The following is a 17,500-nucleotide window of genomic DNA, read 5'->3' as shown; positions in this document are numbered from 1 at the left end:
AAGTTAAGCTCTTCAGCGCCGATGGTAGTCGGGGGTTTCCCCCTGTGAGAGTAGGACGCCGCCAAGCTATCATTACGGTAAAGGCAGCTCATTATGAGCTGCCTTTTTTGTTTATAAGTATTGCTTCAGGAAATTAGAAACGTAATACGGAAATTTGCGTTCCGTGACCTCTAAGAACCGGCGGATCATTACATAATCATCACTGACATGCTGTGTCAGCAGTTCATACCACCACTCCGTTTCATATCTCGCAATCATCCCGATATTGTAGAGAACCAAATAATGAATAATCATTTCCGGAAAATGCAGGAAGTGATCACGCTGAGAGGGAATGTAATATTGATTTTTCTCCAAGTGAAACAATAAATTTGGTGAAGACCAAGGTTCTCTGTCTATCGGGTCAGCCTCAAAAACCAAGTGGTTATGGTCTTTCCTCAGAAAAGACCACTTCAAATGTTGGCTGATATATTCAGCAAAGCGGGAATCAGACATATTGTAATGAATCACCGCATGCTCAGGCACTGAAATAAGGTCATCTTTCAGCTCTACTCGGGTCAGCCAATTCTTTTTCTCTTGGAAGAAAAAGACAGTATGCAATTCAGGTATGGCTGTCAGCAATTTCTTCATCGTATACCGTTCCTCCTCAAGACCAGCTATTCCGAATAAGTGCTTCATTACATGAATACATAAGCCATTGCGCTGCACCTTCACTTCATCATCCCTAAAGGAGTAATTTTGCTTTTTGCGTTTCCGGGCAGTCACGCCATGCGCGAGTACTGAGGCATGGCTTGGATAGCTTGGATCTGTGGTCAGAAGACAGGCTTTCAGCAATTGTGACATCCCGTAAAACAACAGAATAGGCTTAATTTCTAAAGGGGAAAGAGATGCCTGCTTATAAAAGGACTCGGCGTGTTTGATAAAGAATATGAAGCGCTCACTGTTCTTAAACGCATATCGTTTTGGTTCTTCCATGCCGCTTTCTGTATAGACTTTATTTAGAAATTTCTGGGAAGATTCTACGGAATAAAATAATGATAACTCTTTCCACTCATGATCTCTCATACGTATTTTTAAACCCTTTCCTTTATCTAAATATTTCAACTCTTTTTCGCTTCCTTGACATGCTGTTTTCTAGTTGATAATCTACATATAATATTTTGCCGAAAAGAGGGGGATTTACTAATGTGGGAAAGTAAATTTTCAAAAGAAGGCTTAACGTTCGATGATGTACTGCTCGTACCGGCTCAATCAGACGTACTTCCGCGTGATGTGGATTTATCTGTTGAACTGACAAAGACGTTAAAGCTTAATATTCCTGTCATCAGTGCGGGAATGGATACAGTAACAGAATCAGCTATGGCGATTGCGATGGCCAGACAGGGCGGCTTGGGCATTATCCATAAAAACATGTCCATCGAACAGCAGGCTGAACATGTTGACAAAGTCAAACGTTCTGAACGGGGCGTTATTACAAATCCCTTCTTTTTAACACCTGATCATCAAGTATTCGATGCGGAGCATTTGATGGGGAAATACAGAATTTCCGGTGTTCCGATTGTAGATAATAAAGACGATCAAAAGCTTGTCGGTATCATTACAAACCGTGATCTTCGCTTTATCTCTGATTATTCAATGAAAATCAGTGATGTCATGACAAAAGAAGAGCTGGTTACGGCTCCTGTGGGAACCACATTAGACGAAGCAGAAAAAATCTTACAGAAACATAAAATTGAAAAACTTCCGTTAGTGGATGACCAAAACAAATTAAAAGGTCTTATCACGATCAAAGATATTGAAAAGGTTATCGAATTCCCGAATTCATCTAAAGATGAACACGGACGCCTTATTGTCGGCGCTGCGGTAGGTGTGACAGGCGATACAATGACACGCGTCAGCAAGCTTGTTGAAGCGAATGTCGACGTTATCGTGGTTGATACGGCTCACGGACATTCCAGAGGCGTACTGAACACAGTTGCGAAAATCCGTGAAACATATCCTGAACTGAACATTATCGCGGGAAATGTTGCAACGGCTGAAGCGACAAAAGCTCTGATTGAAGCCGGAGCAAATATTGTAAAAGTGGGAATCGGACCTGGTTCTATCTGTACGACACGCGTCGTTGCAGGTGTAGGCGTACCGCAGATCACTGCCATTTATGATTGTGCCACTGAAGCGAGAAAACACGGCGCGACAATTATTGCAGACGGCGGTATTAAATTCTCAGGAGATATTACGAAAGCGTTGGCTTCAGGCGGACATGCCGTAATGCTCGGAAGCCTGCTTGCCGGTACTTCAGAAAGCCCGGGAGAGACTGAAATCTATCAAGGCAGAAGATTTAAAGTGTATCGCGGTATGGGTTCTGTCGCTGCCATGGAAAAAGGCAGTAAAGACCGATATTTCCAAGAAGAAAATAAGAAATTCGTCCCTGAAGGTATCGAAGGACGGACTCCGTACAAAGGTCCTGTAGAAGAAACAGTGTATCAGCTTGTCGGCGGTCTTCGTTCAGGTATGGGATATTGCGGTTCAAAAGACTTGCGTGCTTTAAGAGAAGAGGCTCAATTCATCCGTATGACAGGTGCCGGTCTTCGCGAAAGTCATCCGCATGATGTCCAAATTACGAAAGAATCACCAAACTACACAATCTCATAATTGTTACAAATAAAAAACATTTGACAGGGTCGCTGACTCTGTCTATTTTTTTTATATCGAGTGTGATAAAATTTATACTGTTGTGTTTTGAATTTGAATATGTCCTTAACGGCTTAATTATAGATTTAAAATGAATGACGGAGGTCGTAAGATTGAACATCACGAAATGGAAACAGCTGTTGGTGTCATTAGTGGTACTGGCACTGGCCGCAACTTGCTTTGTTCCGATGTCTAAAGCGGAGGCAGCCGGCAATGACCCGATTGATGTCAACGCATCAGCTGCGATAATGATTGAGGCTTCATCGGGAAAAATTTTATACAGTAAAAATGCAGACAAAAGACTGCCGATTGCCAGCATGACAAAAATGATGACTGAATATCTGCTTCTGGAAGCCATTAAAGAAGGAAAAGTGAAATGGGATCAAACGTATACTCCTGATGATTATGTCTATGAAATTTCTCAAGACAACAGTTTATCAAACGTCCCCCTTCGAAAAGACGGCAAATACACGGTTAAAGAACTGTATCAGGCTATGGCGATTTACTCTGCCAACGGAGCCGCGATTGCAGTTGCCGAAATTCTTGCCGGAACTGAAACGAAATTTGTCGCTGAAATGAATGCGAAAGCCAAAGAATTAGGTATGACAAACTATGATTTTAAAAATGCCACAGGGCTTGTGAATGAAGACCTTCACGGCAAGCAGCCGCAAGGAGAAGGCGTTAAAGAAGAAAGTGAAGTTTCTGCTAAAGACATGGCGCTTCTTGCAGACCGCCTGATCACTGATTATCCGGAAGTTCTCAAAACAACAAGCATCGCTAAGACGAAATTCAGAGCCGGCACTGATGATGAAATGGACATGCCGAACTGGAACTTCATGTTAAAAGGTCTTGTTTCTGAATACCCTGGCGTTGACGGCTTAAAAACGGGTTCTACTGATTCTGCGGGATCTTGTTTTACAAGCACAGCACAGCGGAACGGAATGCGGGTCATCACCGTTGTATTAAACGCAAAAGGCAACCTGCATACCGGACGTTTTGATGAAACGAAAAAAATGCTCGATTACGCATTTAACAGCAATTTCTCAATGAAAGATCTTTACCCTGAAGGCTCTCAAGTAAAAGGGCACAAAACGATTGACGTTGAAAAAGGGAAAGACAAGCAAGTCGATATTGTTACTGACAAGGCGCTTTCTATTCCTGTGAAAAGCGGGGATGAAAAGAACTATAAAGCCGAAGTGACTTTAGATAAAAAAGAAATCACGGCTCCTGTGAAAAAGGGAACGAAAGTCGGAACGCTGACAGTTACATACAAAGGCAGTGACAAAGACTATGGCTTCCTCAAATCCAAAGAGTTCAGCGTGAATCTTGTAACGAAAAATGATGTAGATAAAGCAAACTGGTTTGTTCAGATGATGCGCGGCATCGGCGGATTCTTCTCCGGAATCTGGAACAGCGCCGTTGACACGGTAACAGGCTGGTTTTAAGAAATAAGAAAGAGCTCTGATGAAAGTTAGGGCTCTTTTGCTTAATATACTGAAAAAACCAAATTATTAGTAAAAAAATGATATCTATCTTATTCATCTCGCTGTAAAATAAGAATACCCATATGAAATATTGTATTTCTGGGATACAATAAGAGATGGAAATTATCTAACTATACATTGACTAGGGGGACCAAATAATGGCTCAAACAGGTACTGATCGTGTAAAACGCGGCATGGCGGAAATGCAAAAAGGCGGCGTCATCATGGACGTTGTAAATGCTGAACAAGCGAAGATTGCGGAAGAGGCGGGAGCTGTTGCCGTAATGGCGTTAGAACGTGTTCCGGCTGATATTCGCGCTGCCGGCGGTGTTGCCCGCATGGCTGATCCGACAATCGTTGAAGAAGTAATGAATGCTGTATCCATTCCCGTAATGGCAAAAGCGCGTATCGGACATATCGTTGAAGCGCGTGTCCTTGAAGCAATGGGAGTAGATTACATCGATGAAAGTGAAGTTCTGACTCCGGCTGACGAAGAATTTCATTTAAATAAAAATGAATATACAGTCCCCTTCGTATGCGGCTGCCGTGATCTCGGCGAAGCAACGCGCCGTATCGCCGAAGGAGCTTCCATGCTTCGTACAAAAGGCGAACCGGGAACAGGAAACATTGTGGAAGCTGTCCGCCATATGAGAAAAGTAAACGCACAAGTGCGCAAAGTTGTTGCGATGAGCGATGATGAGCTGATGACTGAAGCTAAAAACCTCGGCGCTCCTTATGAACTGCTTCTTCAAATCAAACGTGACGGCAAACTGCCTGTAGTGAACTTTGCTGCCGGCGGAGTAGCGACGCCTGCTGACGCGGCATTGATGATGCAGCTTGGCGCTGACGGCGTATTTGTCGGTTCAGGTATTTTCAAATCAGACAACCCTGCTAAATTCGCCAAAGCAATTGTTGAAGCAACGACTCATTACACAGACTACAAACTGATCGCTGAGCTTTCTAAAGAATTAGGCACAGCAATGAAAGGAATCGAAATCTCAAATCTATTGCCGGAACAGCGTATGCAAGAACGCGGCTGGTAAAACCATAGGAGAGCTGGAAGCATGTTAACAATTGGTGTACTTGGACTTCAAGGAGCAGTAAGAGAACATATTCGTTCAATTGAAGCATGTGGTTCAAAAGGTGTCGTCATTAAGCGTCCTGAACAGCTGAATGATATCGACGGCTTGATCCTGCCGGGCGGGGAAAGCACGACGATGCGGCGTTTAATGGATACGTATCATTTTATGGAGCCGCTTCGCGAGTTTGCCGCCCAAGGCAAGCCGATGTTCGGCACATGCGCCGGTCTGATTATCTTAGCCAAAGAGATAGCGGGAACGGATAACGCTCATTTAGGGCTGTTGAACGTTGTCGTCGAGCGTAATTCCTTTGGCCGTCAGGTCGACAGCTTTGAAGCTGATCTGACGATTAAAGGCCTTGATGAGCCGTTTACGGGTGTATTTATTCGCGCGCCGCATATTTTAGAAGCCGGAGAAGATGTTGAAGTGCTTTGTGAGCATAACGGACGCATCGTGGCTGCAAAGCAGGGGAATTTCCTCGGCTGCTCGTTCCATCCTGAACTGACGGATGATCACCGGGTGACAGAGCTGTTTGTGAAGATGGCGGAAAAGCATAAGCAGGAAACAGCTGTATAAAACAGTTGAAAACCGCTGATACTTATAGTACATTATAAACACAAATAAAGATCGAAAAGCGTTGACAGGAAGCAGTAGGGAGCCCCTCTTTCAAAGAGAGCCGATGGGTGGTGCGAATCGGTGAAAGATGCTGTCCGAATCCGTCCTTGAGCGAAATGCTGAAAACAAGTAGGCATTTACGGGAAAACCGTTATGTGTTAAAGCGGGAAGCAAGTGTGAGCTTGTTTTCAATCAGGGTGGCAACGCGAGAGCTCTCGTCCCTTTTAGGGGATGAGGGCTCTTTTTTATTTTCGATAAAAACAGATAGGAGTTGTTAGGCATGATTGATACGAAGGTGCTGAGAGCCAATTTTCAAGAGGTAAAAGCGAAGCTCATTCCAAAAGGCGAAGACTTATCTGACTTTGACAAGTTTGAAGAGCTGGACGAAAAGAGAAGAGAGCTTATCGGTAAAGTAGAAGAACTGAAGGGAAAACGCAATGAAGTGTCTCAGCAGGTCGCCGTTTTGAAACGGGAGAAAAAAGACGCTGATCATATTATTAAAGAGATGCGTGAAGTGGGCGAAGAAATTAAGAAGCTTGATGAAGAGCTTCGTACTGTCGAAACGACGCTCGAAACCATCCTTCTGTCTATTCCGAACATCCCGCACGATTCAGTGCCCGTCGGGGAAACGGAAGATGATAACATTGAAATTCGCAAGTGGGGAGAGGCGCCGGCATTTTCATATGAGCCGAAACCGCATTGGGATATCGCAGACCATTTAAACATTCTTGATTTTGAACGCGCTTCAAAAGTAACAGGCAGCCGGTTTGTGTTTTATAAAGGATTAGGCGCCCGCCTCGAACGCGCGCTCTACAACTTTATGCTGGATCTTCACGTTGATGAATATGATTACACGGAAGTCATTCCTCCTTATATGGTAAACCGTACGAGCATGACAGGTACGGGACAGCTTCCTAAATTTGAAGAGGATGCTTTTAAAATCAGAGAAGAGGATTATTTCTTAATTCCGACGGCGGAAGTGCCGATTACAAATATGCACCGCGATGAAATCTTATCCGGTGAGAACCTGCCGATCAATTATGCCGCATTCAGCGCTTGCTTCCGTTCAGAAGCGGGATCTGCCGGCCGTGATACACGCGGTTTGATCCGCCAGCATCAGTTCAACAAGGTTGAGCTTGTGAAATTCGTGAAGCCGGAAGATTCTTATGAGGAGCTTGAAAAACTGACAAATCAAGCCGAGCGGGTGCTTCAGCTGCTCGAACTGCCGTATCGTGTCATGAGCATGTGTACCGGTGATCTCGGCTTTACAGCCGCGAAAAAGTACGATATTGAGGTATGGATTCCAAGCCAAGACACATACCGTGAAATTTCTTCTTGCAGTAACTTTGAGGCCTTCCAGGCGAGACGCGCAAACATTCGATTCAGACGCGAAGCGAAAGGCAAGCCGGAGCATGTGCATACATTAAACGGTTCAGGTCTTGCAGTCGGCAGAACAGTAGCTGCCATCTTAGAAAACTATCAGCAGGAAGACGGAAGTGTCATCATTCCGAAAGTGCTTCGTCCTTATATGGGAAATAAAGAAGTCATCAAACCGTAAAAGGTGCGCCCTAGAGGCGCGCCTTTTTTGCTGTCCGGTATAGAGCGGCGGCATTCCGGGCTGTGCTTTCAAGGTTAAAACGGCCGGATGCTAAGGCGTCTTCAAGACTTACAGCACCCGGCACGATAGAAAATACAGCTGTTATTCCTGCGCTGTAAACATGCTCGAAATTTTTGCCTAAGGAGCCCGCCAATGCGATAACGGGAATTTCTTGAGCAGATGCGCGTGCGGCGATCCCGGCGGGGGTTTTGCCGAATATCGTTTGTCCGTCTATCTGCCCCTCTCCGGTAATGACAAGGTCAGCGCCTCTTATCCGATCTGAGAAGGACAGTGTATCTAATACAACATCAATCCCGCTTTGAAGTTCTGCCTGTAAGAAAGCGATCAGTCCGGCGCCCAGTCCCCCTGCGGCGCCCGCGCCTTTTACGGTATCCGCTTCGATATGGTGCTGACGTCTCAATACGTCAGCGAAATGGCGTAAGTTGCGATCCAATACAACTTTAGTCTTCTCGGACGCCCCTTTTTGCGGGCCGAAGACATATGACGCGCCGTTTTCGCCGGTCAGGGGATTTTCGACATCACATGCGGCGCGAAAACGGATATGTTTCAGATCAGGAGAGAGACCGCCTATATCAATAGAAGCTAGGGTGTGCAGAGCGCCTCCGCCGTCAGGTATCTCCTGACCTTCCTCATTTAAGAAACGCACACCGAGCGCGCTCGCCATTCCTGTTCCGCCGTCATTGGTTGCGCTCCCGCCAAGCCCGATGATGATCTCACCCGCCCCGCGGGAAGCTGCATCTGCTATCAGTTCACCCGTTCCTCTTGTCGTTGTGTTCAACGGATCTCTGAGATGGCGGGGAACGAGATGAAGTCCCGATGCTTCCGCCATTTCAATGACTGCCGTGCGTCCGTCTCCCAGAAGTCCATATGCGGCGTTTACCGGCGTTCCCAGCGGACCGGTCACAGTTTTTTTGATGATGCTTCCGCCAGTGGCATCCGTCAAAGCCTGAACGGTTCCTTCTCCGCCGTCGGCCGCGGGTATCTTGATATATTCCGCGTCAGGGAAGACCGCTTTGAATCCTTTTTCTATGCTGTCAGCGGCTTCTTTTGATGTCATGCTTTCTTTGAAAGAATCGGGTGCAATGATGATTTTCATTATGTTCTCCACCTTTATGAGCAGGTTATCTGTTTGAAGCTATTCTTGATTTTTACTGTGTTTTCCTGCCCGTATGGCATACTGAGGTTGAATTGGACGCAAGACTTTTGTATGATAGTAAAGCTGACGGACAAGCCGTTTAAGAAATGAAATAAAAAATATGAAAAAGCGCTTGACTGAAATTTAGGTCATGTGGTATATTATTAAATGTCGATACGGAGGAATACCCAAGTCTGGCTGAAGGGATCGGTCTTGAAAACCGACAGGGGTGTCAAAGCCCGCGGGGGTTCGAATCCCTCTTCCTCCGCCATATTGATTTTAAACCTAATGAAACTCGAGCATATATTGGAGATTGTTTTGTCCGCTGCATGTGATGCAGCGGATTTTTTATATGCAAAAAAAAGCGATTTTCTCTGTTCGGGGGAAAATCGCTTTGCTATTTTTATTTGTTTCTGTTTTCGTTGATCACGTGACTGATTTTTTCGATCAAAGGTTCCAGTGACTGTTCATCAGCTTCAAGGTCATAATCTTCAATGCGTACTTTCAGCACAGGGCAGGCGTTAAAACCGCTGATCCAGTCTTCGTACCGTGTATACATCTCTTCCCAATAGGAGCGGTTTGTCTGCAGCTCCATCTCGCGGCCCCGCTTTTCAATCCGGTTTATAATGTTTTCAAGGTCGCCTTCTAAATAGATCAAAACATCAGGATGCGGGAAGTACGGCGTCATGACCATCGCCTCAAATAGGCTTGTGTATGTTGTGTAATCTGTCAGCGACATGGTTCCTTTATCGGCATGCATTTTTGCGAATATGCCTGTATCTTCATAAATCGAACGGTCCTGCACGAATCCGCCGCCTGATTCAAACATATTTTTCTGCTCTTTGAACCGCTCAGCCAGAAAATAAATTTGCAAATGGAAGCTCCAGCGTTCAAAATCGTGATAAAACTTCTCTAAATAAGGATTTTCATCCACTTCCTCGAGTGAGGTAGAAAACCCGAGCCGTTTTGCTAAAGCTTTGGTCAAAGTCGATTTTCCGACTCCTACCGTTCCCGCTACTGTTATAATGGCGTTGTTTGGAATATGAATGTCTTTCATTTAATAAGCTCCTTTACCTGACGGGCAATTCTTTCATAGTCTGTCTTATTCAAAACAAAGTCTTCAGTATCACCGTCAATGGTCAGTACAGATATATCCGGATCTTCTTCCTGAAGCTGTCTGATGGCTGTGTCGTAATCTGCAATGAGACGTTCCAGATATTGATGTTCGATATTTTTCTCAAACGGGCGCCCGCGTTTTTCAATGCGTTGAAGCAATGTCGGCAGGCTTGCCTTTATGTATACAATAACATTCGGTTTCGGCAGGTCGTGAGTGAGCAGATGATAAATCTGCTTATATTTCTCAAGCTTTTGGCCGTGCAATGTACGCTCTGCGAAAATAACATTTTTATAAATATGATAATCGGACAAAACGGGCTGTCCTTGTTTTAAATAATCTCGATCGGTGTCTTCAAGCTGTTTATACCTGTGACATAGAAAAAACATTTCAAGCTGGAAACTCCACTCCTCGATATTGTCATAAAACTTATCGAGATAAGGATTGTCTTCCACAATCTCATTAATCATAGGAAAACCGAGCTCTTCAGAAAGCATCGTAGCGAGTGTCGTTTTTCCTGCCCCGATAGGACCTTCTACCGCGATAAAAGGGGCTCTGTTCATTGAAAATCCTCCTTAATTCTGCAAACATCCGTCAGCTGCCGGCCTATATATTGTATCACACTCTCAGAAAAGCCCATGAAAAAAGACGCTTCCAATTAACGAAACGTCTCTTTTACAATATGAAATTGATCGTTGAGCAAAAGCCAGTTTTGCGGGAAAGAAAGGCCGAGTTTCCAATAGCTGATCCCTCTTAAATGCAGTTCTTTAATTAAATTGAATTTCGCTTGAATGGACCGGGCATCTTCAAACCATACTTCATGCCGTCTCTGATTTTCATCCGTGTAACGAAAGAATGGAGCCTGGGCGGTTTCGTCATATTGAATGTCGACTTTATGGCGTGCTGCCAGAGCGATTGCCTGCTGAGGACTGACGGCTTTCGCTGTCGTTCCCTGTTTGAAAGGCAGTGTCCAATCATAGCCGTACATATTCTGGCCCATGACGATTTTTGAAGAAGGCATTTCCGTCAGCGCGTACTCAATGACATTTCTTACAGGGCCGATAGGTGATACGGCCTGAGCCGGGCCTCCGCTGTATCCCCACTCATATGTCATGATCACGACAAAATCGACGATTTCTCCATGTGCCCTATAGTCATGTGCTTCGTACCATTTGCCGGCCTGAGTCGCGCTCGTTTTCGGAGCAAGCGCCGTTGAAATCTTCCAGCCTTCCCGATGAAAAATCGTCCTCGCTTCACGTAAAAAACGATTGTAGGCTTCTCTGTCCTGTGGACGTAAATATTCGAAATCAAAGTGAATATCGCGAAAGCCGTGCTTTTTAGCCGTGGAGACGATTTCCTGAAAAAGTTTTGTTTTCACTGTATTGTCATTCAAGATGAGCCGCCCGAGTTCATCGCTGAATGCGTCATTTTCAAGGTTGGTGATGATCATCATCAGTGTGGTGTTGTGCCTGTCACTGATGCTTTTTAAATTGGTCAGAGGCGGTTCCTTTAAAGTCCCGTTCCGCTGCACTTGAAAACTGAATGCGCCGAGGTATGTTAAATAAGGAGAGGCCTCCCTTGCCGCCTGCTGCAGATTAGCGCTTACGCTCGTTCCCCGCGGTTCTATATATGCGTTTGATTCGATATCGGGCTTATTCGCCTGCTGCGGAATGTAAAGGCGGGTTCCGACTCTCAATGTGGTGCCGGGCTGAATTCCGTTCACCCTCGCAAGCTCCGCGGCCGATATATGAAAACGGCCGGCGATTGCCGCGAGAGTATCACCTTGTTTCACTTCGTAATATTGACCCTCAATCGGGATGACAAGGGTTTGTCCGACAACCAATGTATTTGGATTAGGCAGTTTATTTGCTTCCGCAATGACATTTGCGGCTGTCCGGTAGCGCGCCGCAATAGCGGAAAGCGTGTCGCCCCGTTTCACTATATAGATCTGAATGAAAAACGCCTCCTTTCATATCCGCTATTAAATGTATGAAAAAAGGAGGCTGATCATGTTTATTTTTCGGCGGTAATTTGTTTTTCCGTGGTTATTTCTGCGAAGAGAACATTCTCCATCATGGTCAAAGCGAAATCATTGTCTTTGTCGTTATTGGAAGCGGTGCAGTCTTTCGGAATGGTAATGCTGTATTCTCTCATATAGGCGTCGTTGGCCGTGAACAGCACACAAATGTTCCCGGCAATCCCCGTGATGATTAATCGGTTCACTTGTAATTCAGTCAGAAGGGTGTGAAGCGCCGTTTCGTAAAAAGCGGAATGCTTCGGTTTAATGAGAAAATAATCATCCGGCTGAGGCGAAATATCTTTTATAATGGGGGCGCTTCTGTCGTTGCTGCATTCCTCCCTGATGGCATCAATATCAGCCTTCCAAAGCCCGTAATGATCATTAATATAAATAATCGGCCAGTTGCTTTGTTTTGCATGCTTCTTTAATGATAAAATACGGGGGACAATTTGTTTGGTTTTTTCAGCAAGACGTTCGCCCATATCAAATTGAAAATTGTTGATCATATCGACAATCAGAAGGGCTGTGTTGTTAGGTTCAGACAATACCGGCAACTCCTTTCTGCTGGGGTATTCCTATTTTAACCTTTATGAGACATGAAAAAACTTAAGAAGAGAGCTTGAACCTATGAATGATGAATATTATATGAGAGAAGCCATAAAAGAAGCGAAGAAAGCCGAAGCGAAAGGTGAAGTGCCGATCGGAGCAGTTCTTGTTCTGCATGATGAGATCGTGGCGCGGGCGCATAATCTGCGGGAGACTGAACAGAGGTCGCTTGCCCACGCCGAAATGCTGGCGATAGACGAAGCGTGCCGTAAGCTGGGGACATGGAGACTTGAGAAAGCCGTTCTTTATGTCACTTTGGAGCCGTGTCCGATGTGCGCGGGAGCCGTCGTGCTTTCGAGAGTCGATAAGGTCGTATTCGGCGCATTTGACCCCAAGGGGGGCTGTACAGGAACGCTGATGAACCTCTTGCAGGAAGAGCGGTTCAACCACCAAGCGGAAGTGGTGAGCGGAGTGCTCGGAGAAGAGTGCGGAGAAATGCTCAGCGCTTTTTTCAGAAAGCTGCGCCGGCAAAAGAAAGACATGAGGAAAAAGTTGTCTGAGTAGTACGGTTGCATTTTCTGCCTGAAGCAGATATACTTATGTGTGCATCATGAATGGTGCGCATATCAAAATTTGATATTTATTTTGCCGTGCTAAGCGGGGAGGTAGCGGTGCCCTGTACCCGCAATCCGCTCTAGCGGGGCCGAATCCCTTCTCGAGGTTCGTTTACTGTAAGGTCTGCCTTAAGTAAGTGGCGTTGACGTCTGGGTCCTGCGCAATGGGAATTCATGAACCATGTCAGGTCCGGAAGGAAGCAGCATTAAGTGAAACCTCTCATGTGCCGCAGGGTTGCCTGGGCTGAGCTAACTGCTTAAGTAACGCTTAGGGTAGCGAATCGACAGAAGGTGCACGGTAAATCAATCATCAAATTTCAGACTCACCTGTTTATGGCAGGTGAGTTTTTTCGTATATGAAAAACGGGTTTTGGCGTTAAAAGCACGTTCATGTATAATAAACATGATGAATAACAGAGGAGGGCGCATCCTGTGGGTTACCAAGCTTTATATCGAGTATTTAGGCCTCAGCAGTTTGAAGATGTGGTCGGACAGGAACACATTACGAAAACGCTGCAAAATGCCCTTTTGCAAAAGAAATTTTCTCATGCATATCTGTTTTCTGGACCGCGGGGAACGGGAAAAACCAGTGCAGCTAAAATATTTGCGAAAGCAGTCAACTGTGAGCACGCCCCCGTAGAAGAACCGTGCAATGAATGTGCGGCGTGCAAGGGGATCACAAACGGCTCTATATCAGATGTGATTGAAATAGATGCGGCGTCGAATAACGGCGTAGACGAAATCCGCGACATCCGTGACAAAGTAAAATTCGCCCCGTCGGCCGTCACCTACAAAGTATATATTATAGATGAGGTGCATATGCTCTCTATCGGCGCATTCAATGCGCTTCTGAAAACGCTGGAAGAACCGCCGGCACATTGCATTTTCATATTAGCTACGACTGAGCCTCATAAGATTCCTTTAACCATTATCTCCAGATGTCAGCGTTTTGACTTCAAACGGATTACATCCAAAGCAATTGTCGGACGAATGAAGACAATCGTCGATGCAGAGCAGCTGAAGGTGGAAGAAGGAGCCCTTGATATCATAGCGAGTGCTGCGGACGGAGGAATGAGGGACGCGCTGAGCCTGCTCGATCAAGCCGTATCATTCAGCGGCGAGGAGCTGTCGGTGGATGACGCATTGCTCATTACCGGAGCCGTTTCTCAGCACTATATTGGAAAACTGGCATCTGCTCTTCACCGCAAACAGGTTTCCGAGGCATTGGAAACACTGAATGAATTGCTCCAGCAGGGGAAAGATGCGGCTAAACTGATTGAAGATATGATTTTCTATTTCAGGGATATGCTCTTGTACCAGGCCGCTCCCGGTTTAGAAGGAGTCCTGGAGAAGGTGAAGGTCGATGAAACGTTTCGGAATCTGAGCGGTGACATACCGGCTCCTGCTTTATATGAGATGATTGATATCCTGAATAAAAGCCATCAGGAAATGAAGTGGACGAACCACCCAAGAATCTTTTTTGAAGTGGCTGTCGTGAAAATATGCCAGACGGCACAGCAATCCGCCGGAGACATCCCTGAGGTCGGCATGCTGATGAATAAGATCCAGCAGCTTGAGCAGGAAGTAGAAAGGCTGAAAACCTCCGGTGTGAAGGTTCAGATGGAAAGCGCTCCGAAAGAAGCTCCGCGTCCTCAAAAAGGCGGAAAAAGCCATTATAAAGCCCCGGTCGGAAGAATTCATGAGATATTGAAGGAAGCCACAAGACCTGATCTTGAACAGCTTAAAAGCAGCTGGGGCAAGCTGCTGGCACACCTGAAACAGCAGAATAAGGTGTCTCATGCGGCTCTTTTGAATGACAGTGAACCGGTAGCTGCAGCTCAAAAGGCATTTGTGCTTAAATTTAAATACGAAATCCATTGTAAAATGGTTGCAGAAGACAATAATGGAGTCCGTACGAATCTTGAACAGATTCTCGAATCAATGCTCGGGAAAAGAATGGATTTGATTGGCGTTCCGGAAGCACAATGGGGTAAAATAAGAGAAGAATTTTTAAATGATCACCAGCAGGAAAGTGAAGGATCAAACGAACCGGCTGAAGAAGATCCGCTGATTGCAGAGGCGAAAAAACTTGTCGGAGCGGATTTAATCGAAATAAAAGACTAATAAGATGAAAGAGAGTGATTGAATATGCGTGGCGGAATGGGAAACATGCAAAAAATGATGAAACAAATGCAAAAAATGCAAAAGGATATGGCGAAGGCTCAGGAGGAGCTTGCCGAAAAAGTGCTTGAAGGCACAGCGGGCGGCGGAATGGTGACTGTAAAAGTCAACGGCCAAAAAGAAGTTGTAGACGTTGCCATTAAAGAAGAAGTCGTTGATCCGGAAGATATCGAAATGCTTCAGGACCTGATTCTTGCCGCAACAAACGACGCCCTCAAAAAAGTGGATGACATGACGAATGAGACAATGGGACAATTTACAAAAGGAATGAACATACCGGGTTTATTCTAGGGGGATAAATAAACATGCAGTATCCTGAACCAATATCAAAGCTGATTGACAGCTTTATGAAATTGCCAGGGATCGGACCGAAAACAGCGGTTCGTCTGGCTTTTTTTGTTCTAGGTATGAAAGAAGACGTGGTATTAGATTTCGCGAAAGCATTAGTAAATGCGAAGCGCAACCTGACATATTGTTCGATTTGCGGACATATTACAGATCAGGACCCTTGTTATATATGTGAGGACACTAGAAGGGATAAGTCTGTTATTTGTGTCGTGCAGGACCCTAAGGATGTGATCGCAATGGAGAAAATGAAGGAATATAACGGCCAGTATCATGTTCTTCACGGCGCGATTTCACCAATGGACGGCATCGGACCGGAGGATATTAAGATTCCGGAGCTGCTGAAACGTCTTCAGGATGATCAAGTGACAGAAGTTATTCTCGCAACCAACCCTAATATTGAAGGGGAAGCAACAGCGATGTATATATCAAGGCTGTTAAAGCCCTCAGGCATCAAGCTCTCCCGTATTGCCCACGGTCTGCCCGTCGGCGGTGATTTGGAATATGCTGATGAGGTCACTCTTTCAAAAGCTCTTGAAGGAAGACGTGAATTGTAAGGGAGGAAAAGGCAAGGCATGGGTTTTCTTCGCAGAAATACATTAAGAAAAGAGTTTGATGAGAAGCTGATAGAACAGCTCTTTAAACAAAAAGAAGAATGGAACAGACAGAAGAGTCTGGTCGAGAAAAGTCTCGAGCCCTCCGCTGAGGTGTTGTTTGAGCTGAAAGTCGCTGAATCTAAGTACTTTTTTTATTTGAAAGAAGCGAAGCAGCGGAATTTGAAAATGAGCAGATGGAAGTAAGAGGTCTATTCTCCGGGATCTTCTCATAAGCTTGTACTAAACAAGCGAGGGGGAAGATTCATGGAGCCTTTTTTCATTATCGGTTTGATTGTCGGTCTGGTTGCTTTGCTTTTTTTATGGGGAGTATCTTCAAAACCGTTAAGATGGATTGGTGTGACTGCGATTAAGTTTATTGCCGGTGCGATTCTGCTGGTGGGTGTGAACTTGTTCGGGGGCAGTCTCGGTATTCATATCCCTGTTAACCTGATTACAACGGGCATCAGCGGGATTCTGGGGATTCCCGGCATCGCGGCTTTGATAGTCATTAAACGCTTCATCATTTAATTTGTCGATTATTGTTGACATGTTGGATCAAGGGTGGTATTCTAATATACGTCGCTGATGACGAAACGAATTTTTGAAAAAGAAATTTTAAAAAGTTGTTGACGGAACTAACACTGATGTGTTAAGATAATTAAGTCGCTTCAAGAGCGACGAACAAAGTTCTTTGAAAACTAAACAAGACAAAACGTACCTGTTAATTCAAAGTTTTAAATAAATCGCACAGCGATGTGCGTAGTCAGTCAAACACTTTATCGGAGAGTTTGATCCTGGCTCAGGACGAACGCTGGCGGCGTGCCTAATACATGCAAGTCGAGCGGACAGATGGGAGCTTGCTCCCTGATGTTAGCGGCGGACGGGTGAGTAACACGTGGGTAACCTGCCTGTAAGACTGGGATAACTCCGGGAAACCGGGGCTAATACCGGATGGTTGTTTGAACCGCATGGTTCAGACATAAAAGGTGGCTTCGGCTATCACTTACAGATGGACCCGCGGCGCATTAGCTAGTTGGTGAGGTAACGGCTCACCAAGGCGACGATGCGTAGCCGACCTGAGAGGGTGATCGGCCACACTGGGACTGAGACACGGCCCAGACTCCTACGGGAGGCAGCAGTAGGGAATCTTCCGCAATGGACGAAAGTCTGACGGAGCAACGCCGCGTGAGTGATGAAGGTTTTCGGATCGTAAAGCTCTGTTGTTAGGGAAGAACAAGTGCCGTTCAAATAGGGCGGCACCTTGACGGTGCCTAACCAGAAAGCCACGGCTAACTACGTGCCAGCAGCCGCGGTAATACGTAGGTGGCAAGCGTTGTCCGGAATTATTGGGCGTAAAGGGCTCGCAGGCGGTTTCTTAAGTCTGATGTGAAAGCCCCCGGCTCAACCGGGGAGGGTCATTGGAAACTGGGGAACTTGAGTGCAGAAGAGGAGAGTGGAATTCCAC

At 45.6% G+C, this 17,500-nt stretch carries 17 protein-coding genes, 1 tRNA gene, 2 rRNA genes, 1 other RNA gene and 1 other annotated feature (2 of these 22 cut by a window edge); of the genes, 15 read left to right on the top strand and 6 right to left on the bottom strand.

Features of this window, described 5'->3' with window-relative positions:
* A 5S ribosomal RNA gene (rrf, locus tag CXL14_RS03350) occupies nucleotides 1–67 on the top strand; it begins 49 nt to the left of the window's first position.
* A gap of 44 nt (nucleotides 68–111) precedes the next feature.
* Here the strand turns inward: rrf and CXL14_RS03345 are convergent.
* Nucleotides 112–1,062, bottom strand: a complete 951-nt coding sequence (locus CXL14_RS03345; protein ID WP_014416707.1) for a YaaC family protein — start codon at nucleotides 1,060–1,062, stop codon at nucleotides 112–114.
* A 120-nt stretch (nucleotides 1,063–1,182) separates the two neighbouring features.
* Between CXL14_RS03345 and guaB the strand changes: the two genes are divergently transcribed.
* From guaB to serS, 5 genes are all read left to right on the top strand, one after another.
* Nucleotides 1,183–2,649 carry an IMP dehydrogenase gene (guaB, locus tag CXL14_RS03340; protein ID WP_003150717.1) on the top strand — a complete coding sequence of 489 codons (1,467 nt, stop codon included), beginning with the start codon at nucleotides 1,183–1,185 and terminating at the stop codon, nucleotides 2,647–2,649.
* Nucleotides 2,650–2,801: 152 nt separating this feature from the next.
* A complete protein-coding gene (dacA, locus tag CXL14_RS03335; protein WP_011996156.1) occupies nucleotides 2,802–4,133 on the top strand; it encodes a D-alanyl-D-alanine carboxypeptidase in 1,332 nt (443 codons plus the stop codon).
* 197 nt (nucleotides 4,134–4,330) lie between these two features.
* Complete coding sequence (gene pdxS, locus CXL14_RS03330) at nucleotides 4,331–5,215, top strand: pyridoxal 5'-phosphate synthase lyase subunit PdxS (protein ID WP_003150714.1); 885 nt, start codon at nucleotides 4,331–4,333, stop codon at nucleotides 5,213–5,215.
* Nucleotides 5,216–5,236: 21 nt separating this feature from the next.
* Complete coding sequence (gene pdxT, locus CXL14_RS03325; protein WP_007615126.1) at nucleotides 5,237–5,827, top strand: pyridoxal 5'-phosphate synthase glutaminase subunit PdxT; 591 nt, start codon at nucleotides 5,237–5,239, stop codon at nucleotides 5,825–5,827.
* Between the two features lie 52 nt (nucleotides 5,828–5,879).
* Nucleotides 5,880–6,092 (top strand) — a binding site (T-box leader).
* 54 nt (nucleotides 6,093–6,146) lie between these two features.
* Nucleotides 6,147–7,424: a serine--tRNA ligase gene (gene serS / locus CXL14_RS03320; RefSeq protein WP_007408744.1), complete on the top strand. Its 1,278-nt coding sequence runs from the start codon at nucleotides 6,147–6,149 to the stop codon at nucleotides 7,422–7,424.
* Between the two features lie 10 nt (nucleotides 7,425–7,434).
* Here serS and CXL14_RS03315 read toward each other — a convergent pair whose 3' ends face one another.
* Nucleotides 7,435–8,580 carry a glycerate kinase gene (locus CXL14_RS03315; protein ID WP_101287660.1) on the bottom strand — a complete coding sequence of 382 codons (1,146 nt, stop codon included), beginning with the start codon at nucleotides 8,578–8,580 and terminating at the stop codon, nucleotides 7,435–7,437.
* A 217-nt stretch (nucleotides 8,581–8,797) separates the two neighbouring features.
* Between CXL14_RS03315 and CXL14_RS03310 the strand changes: the two genes are divergently transcribed.
* Nucleotides 8,798–8,890, top strand: a tRNA-Ser gene (locus tag CXL14_RS03310).
* Nucleotides 8,891–9,022: 132 nt separating this feature from the next.
* On the opposite strand, the gene dck is transcribed toward CXL14_RS03310, so the two are convergent.
* The 4 genes from dck to CXL14_RS03290 form a co-directional block, all read right to left on the bottom strand.
* Nucleotides 9,023–9,676, bottom strand: coding sequence for a deoxyadenosine/deoxycytidine kinase (gene dck, locus CXL14_RS03305; RefSeq protein WP_029974845.1), 654 nt, complete (start codon nucleotides 9,674–9,676; stop codon nucleotides 9,023–9,025).
* Complete coding sequence (gene dgk, locus CXL14_RS03300; RefSeq protein ID WP_014416710.1) at nucleotides 9,673–10,296, bottom strand: deoxyguanosine kinase; 624 nt, start codon at nucleotides 10,294–10,296, stop codon at nucleotides 9,673–9,675. The genes dck and dgk overlap by 4 nt, the downstream gene beginning before the upstream one ends.
* 95 nt (nucleotides 10,297–10,391) lie before the next feature.
* Nucleotides 10,392–11,675, bottom strand: coding sequence for a glycoside hydrolase family 18 protein (locus CXL14_RS03295; RefSeq protein ID WP_101287658.1), 1,284 nt, complete (start codon nucleotides 11,673–11,675; stop codon nucleotides 10,392–10,394).
* A 71-nt stretch (nucleotides 11,676–11,746) separates the two neighbouring features.
* Complete coding sequence (locus CXL14_RS03290; RefSeq protein WP_232789958.1) at nucleotides 11,747–12,259, bottom strand: cysteine hydrolase family protein; 513 nt, start codon at nucleotides 12,257–12,259, stop codon at nucleotides 11,747–11,749.
* 121 nt (nucleotides 12,260–12,380) lie between these two features.
* Here CXL14_RS03290 and tadA point away from each other — a divergent pair, with 121 nt between their 5' ends.
* From tadA to CXL14_RS03250, 8 genes are all read left to right on the top strand, one after another.
* Nucleotides 12,381–12,863 (top strand): tRNA adenosine(34) deaminase TadA, encoded by a 483-nt coding sequence (gene tadA, locus CXL14_RS03285; protein WP_101287655.1) that lies wholly within the window; start codon nucleotides 12,381–12,383, stop codon nucleotides 12,861–12,863.
* A gap of 84 nt (nucleotides 12,864–12,947) precedes the next feature.
* An RNA gene (gene ffs / locus CXL14_RS03280) (signal recognition particle sRNA large type) lies at nucleotides 12,948–13,212 on the top strand.
* Between the two features lie 133 nt (nucleotides 13,213–13,345).
* Nucleotides 13,346–15,037, top strand: coding sequence for a DNA polymerase III subunit gamma/tau (gene dnaX, locus CXL14_RS03275; RefSeq protein WP_003150701.1), 1,692 nt, complete (start codon nucleotides 13,346–13,348; stop codon nucleotides 15,035–15,037).
* A 24-nt stretch (nucleotides 15,038–15,061) separates the two neighbouring features.
* Complete coding sequence (locus CXL14_RS03270) at nucleotides 15,062–15,385, top strand: YbaB/EbfC family nucleoid-associated protein (RefSeq protein WP_029326155.1); 324 nt, start codon at nucleotides 15,062–15,064, stop codon at nucleotides 15,383–15,385.
* A 14-nt stretch (nucleotides 15,386–15,399) separates the two neighbouring features.
* Nucleotides 15,400–15,996 carry a recombination protein RecR gene (gene recR, locus CXL14_RS03265; RefSeq protein ID WP_007615147.1) on the top strand — a complete coding sequence of 199 codons (597 nt, stop codon included), beginning with the start codon at nucleotides 15,400–15,402 and terminating at the stop codon, nucleotides 15,994–15,996.
* 18 nt (nucleotides 15,997–16,014) lie between these two features.
* Nucleotides 16,015–16,239 (top strand): YaaL family protein, encoded by a 225-nt coding sequence (locus CXL14_RS03260; protein ID WP_007408755.1) that lies wholly within the window; start codon nucleotides 16,015–16,017, stop codon nucleotides 16,237–16,239.
* Nucleotides 16,240–16,299: 60 nt separating this feature from the next.
* Nucleotides 16,300–16,563, top strand: a complete 264-nt coding sequence (locus CXL14_RS03255; protein ID WP_003150686.1) for a pro-sigmaK processing inhibitor BofA family protein — start codon at nucleotides 16,300–16,302, stop codon at nucleotides 16,561–16,563.
* A 248-nt stretch (nucleotides 16,564–16,811) separates the two neighbouring features.
* Nucleotides 16,812–17,500: ribosomal RNA gene (locus CXL14_RS03250) — 16S ribosomal RNA — on the top strand; it runs 861 nt beyond the window's last position.

The sequence above is a fragment of the Bacillus sp. SJ-10 genome (assembly GCF_002843505.1).
In the GTDB taxonomy this organism is placed as follows: domain Bacteria; phylum Bacillota; class Bacilli; order Bacillales; family Bacillaceae; genus Bacillus; species Bacillus velezensis.
The sequence above is the reverse complement of the archived record's forward strand: the minus strand, read 5'-3'. Positions and strand labels throughout refer to the sequence as shown.

Coding starts and splice junctions, on each gene's coding strand:
- CXL14_RS03345 (WP_014416707.1), bottom strand. CDS start 1,062: ATGAGAGATCATGAGTGGAAAGAGTTATCATTATTTTATTCCGTAGAA.
- guaB (WP_003150717.1), top strand. CDS start 1,183: ATGTGGGAAAGTAAATTTTCAAAAGAAGGCTTAACGTTCGATGATGTA.
- pdxS (WP_003150714.1), top strand. CDS start 4,331: ATGGCTCAAACAGGTACTGATCGTGTAAAACGCGGCATGGCGGAAATG.
- pdxT (WP_007615126.1), top strand. CDS start 5,237: ATGTTAACAATTGGTGTACTTGGACTTCAAGGAGCAGTAAGAGAACAT.
- serS (WP_007408744.1), top strand. CDS start 6,147: ATGATTGATACGAAGGTGCTGAGAGCCAATTTTCAAGAGGTAAAAGCG.
- CXL14_RS03315 (WP_101287660.1), bottom strand. CDS start 8,580: ATGAAAATCATCATTGCACCCGATTCTTTCAAAGAAAGCATGACATCA.
- dck (WP_029974845.1), bottom strand. CDS start 9,676: ATGAAAGACATTCATATTCCAAACAACGCCATTATAACAGTAGCGGGA.
- dgk (WP_014416710.1), bottom strand. CDS start 10,296: ATGAACAGAGCCCCTTTTATCGCGGTAGAAGGTCCTATCGGGGCAGGA.
- CXL14_RS03290 (WP_232789958.1), bottom strand. CDS start 12,259: ATGATCAACAATTTTCAATTTGATATGGGCGAACGTCTTGCTGAAAAA.
- tadA (WP_101287655.1), top strand. CDS start 12,381: ATGAATGATGAATATTATATGAGAGAAGCCATAAAAGAAGCGAAGAAA.
- CXL14_RS03270 (WP_029326155.1), top strand. CDS start 15,062: ATGCGTGGCGGAATGGGAAACATGCAAAAAATGATGAAACAAATGCAA.
- recR (WP_007615147.1), top strand. CDS start 15,400: ATGCAGTATCCTGAACCAATATCAAAGCTGATTGACAGCTTTATGAAA.
- CXL14_RS03260 (WP_007408755.1), top strand. CDS start 16,015: ATGGGTTTTCTTCGCAGAAATACATTAAGAAAAGAGTTTGATGAGAAG.
- CXL14_RS03255 (WP_003150686.1), top strand. CDS start 16,300: ATGGAGCCTTTTTTCATTATCGGTTTGATTGTCGGTCTGGTTGCTTTG.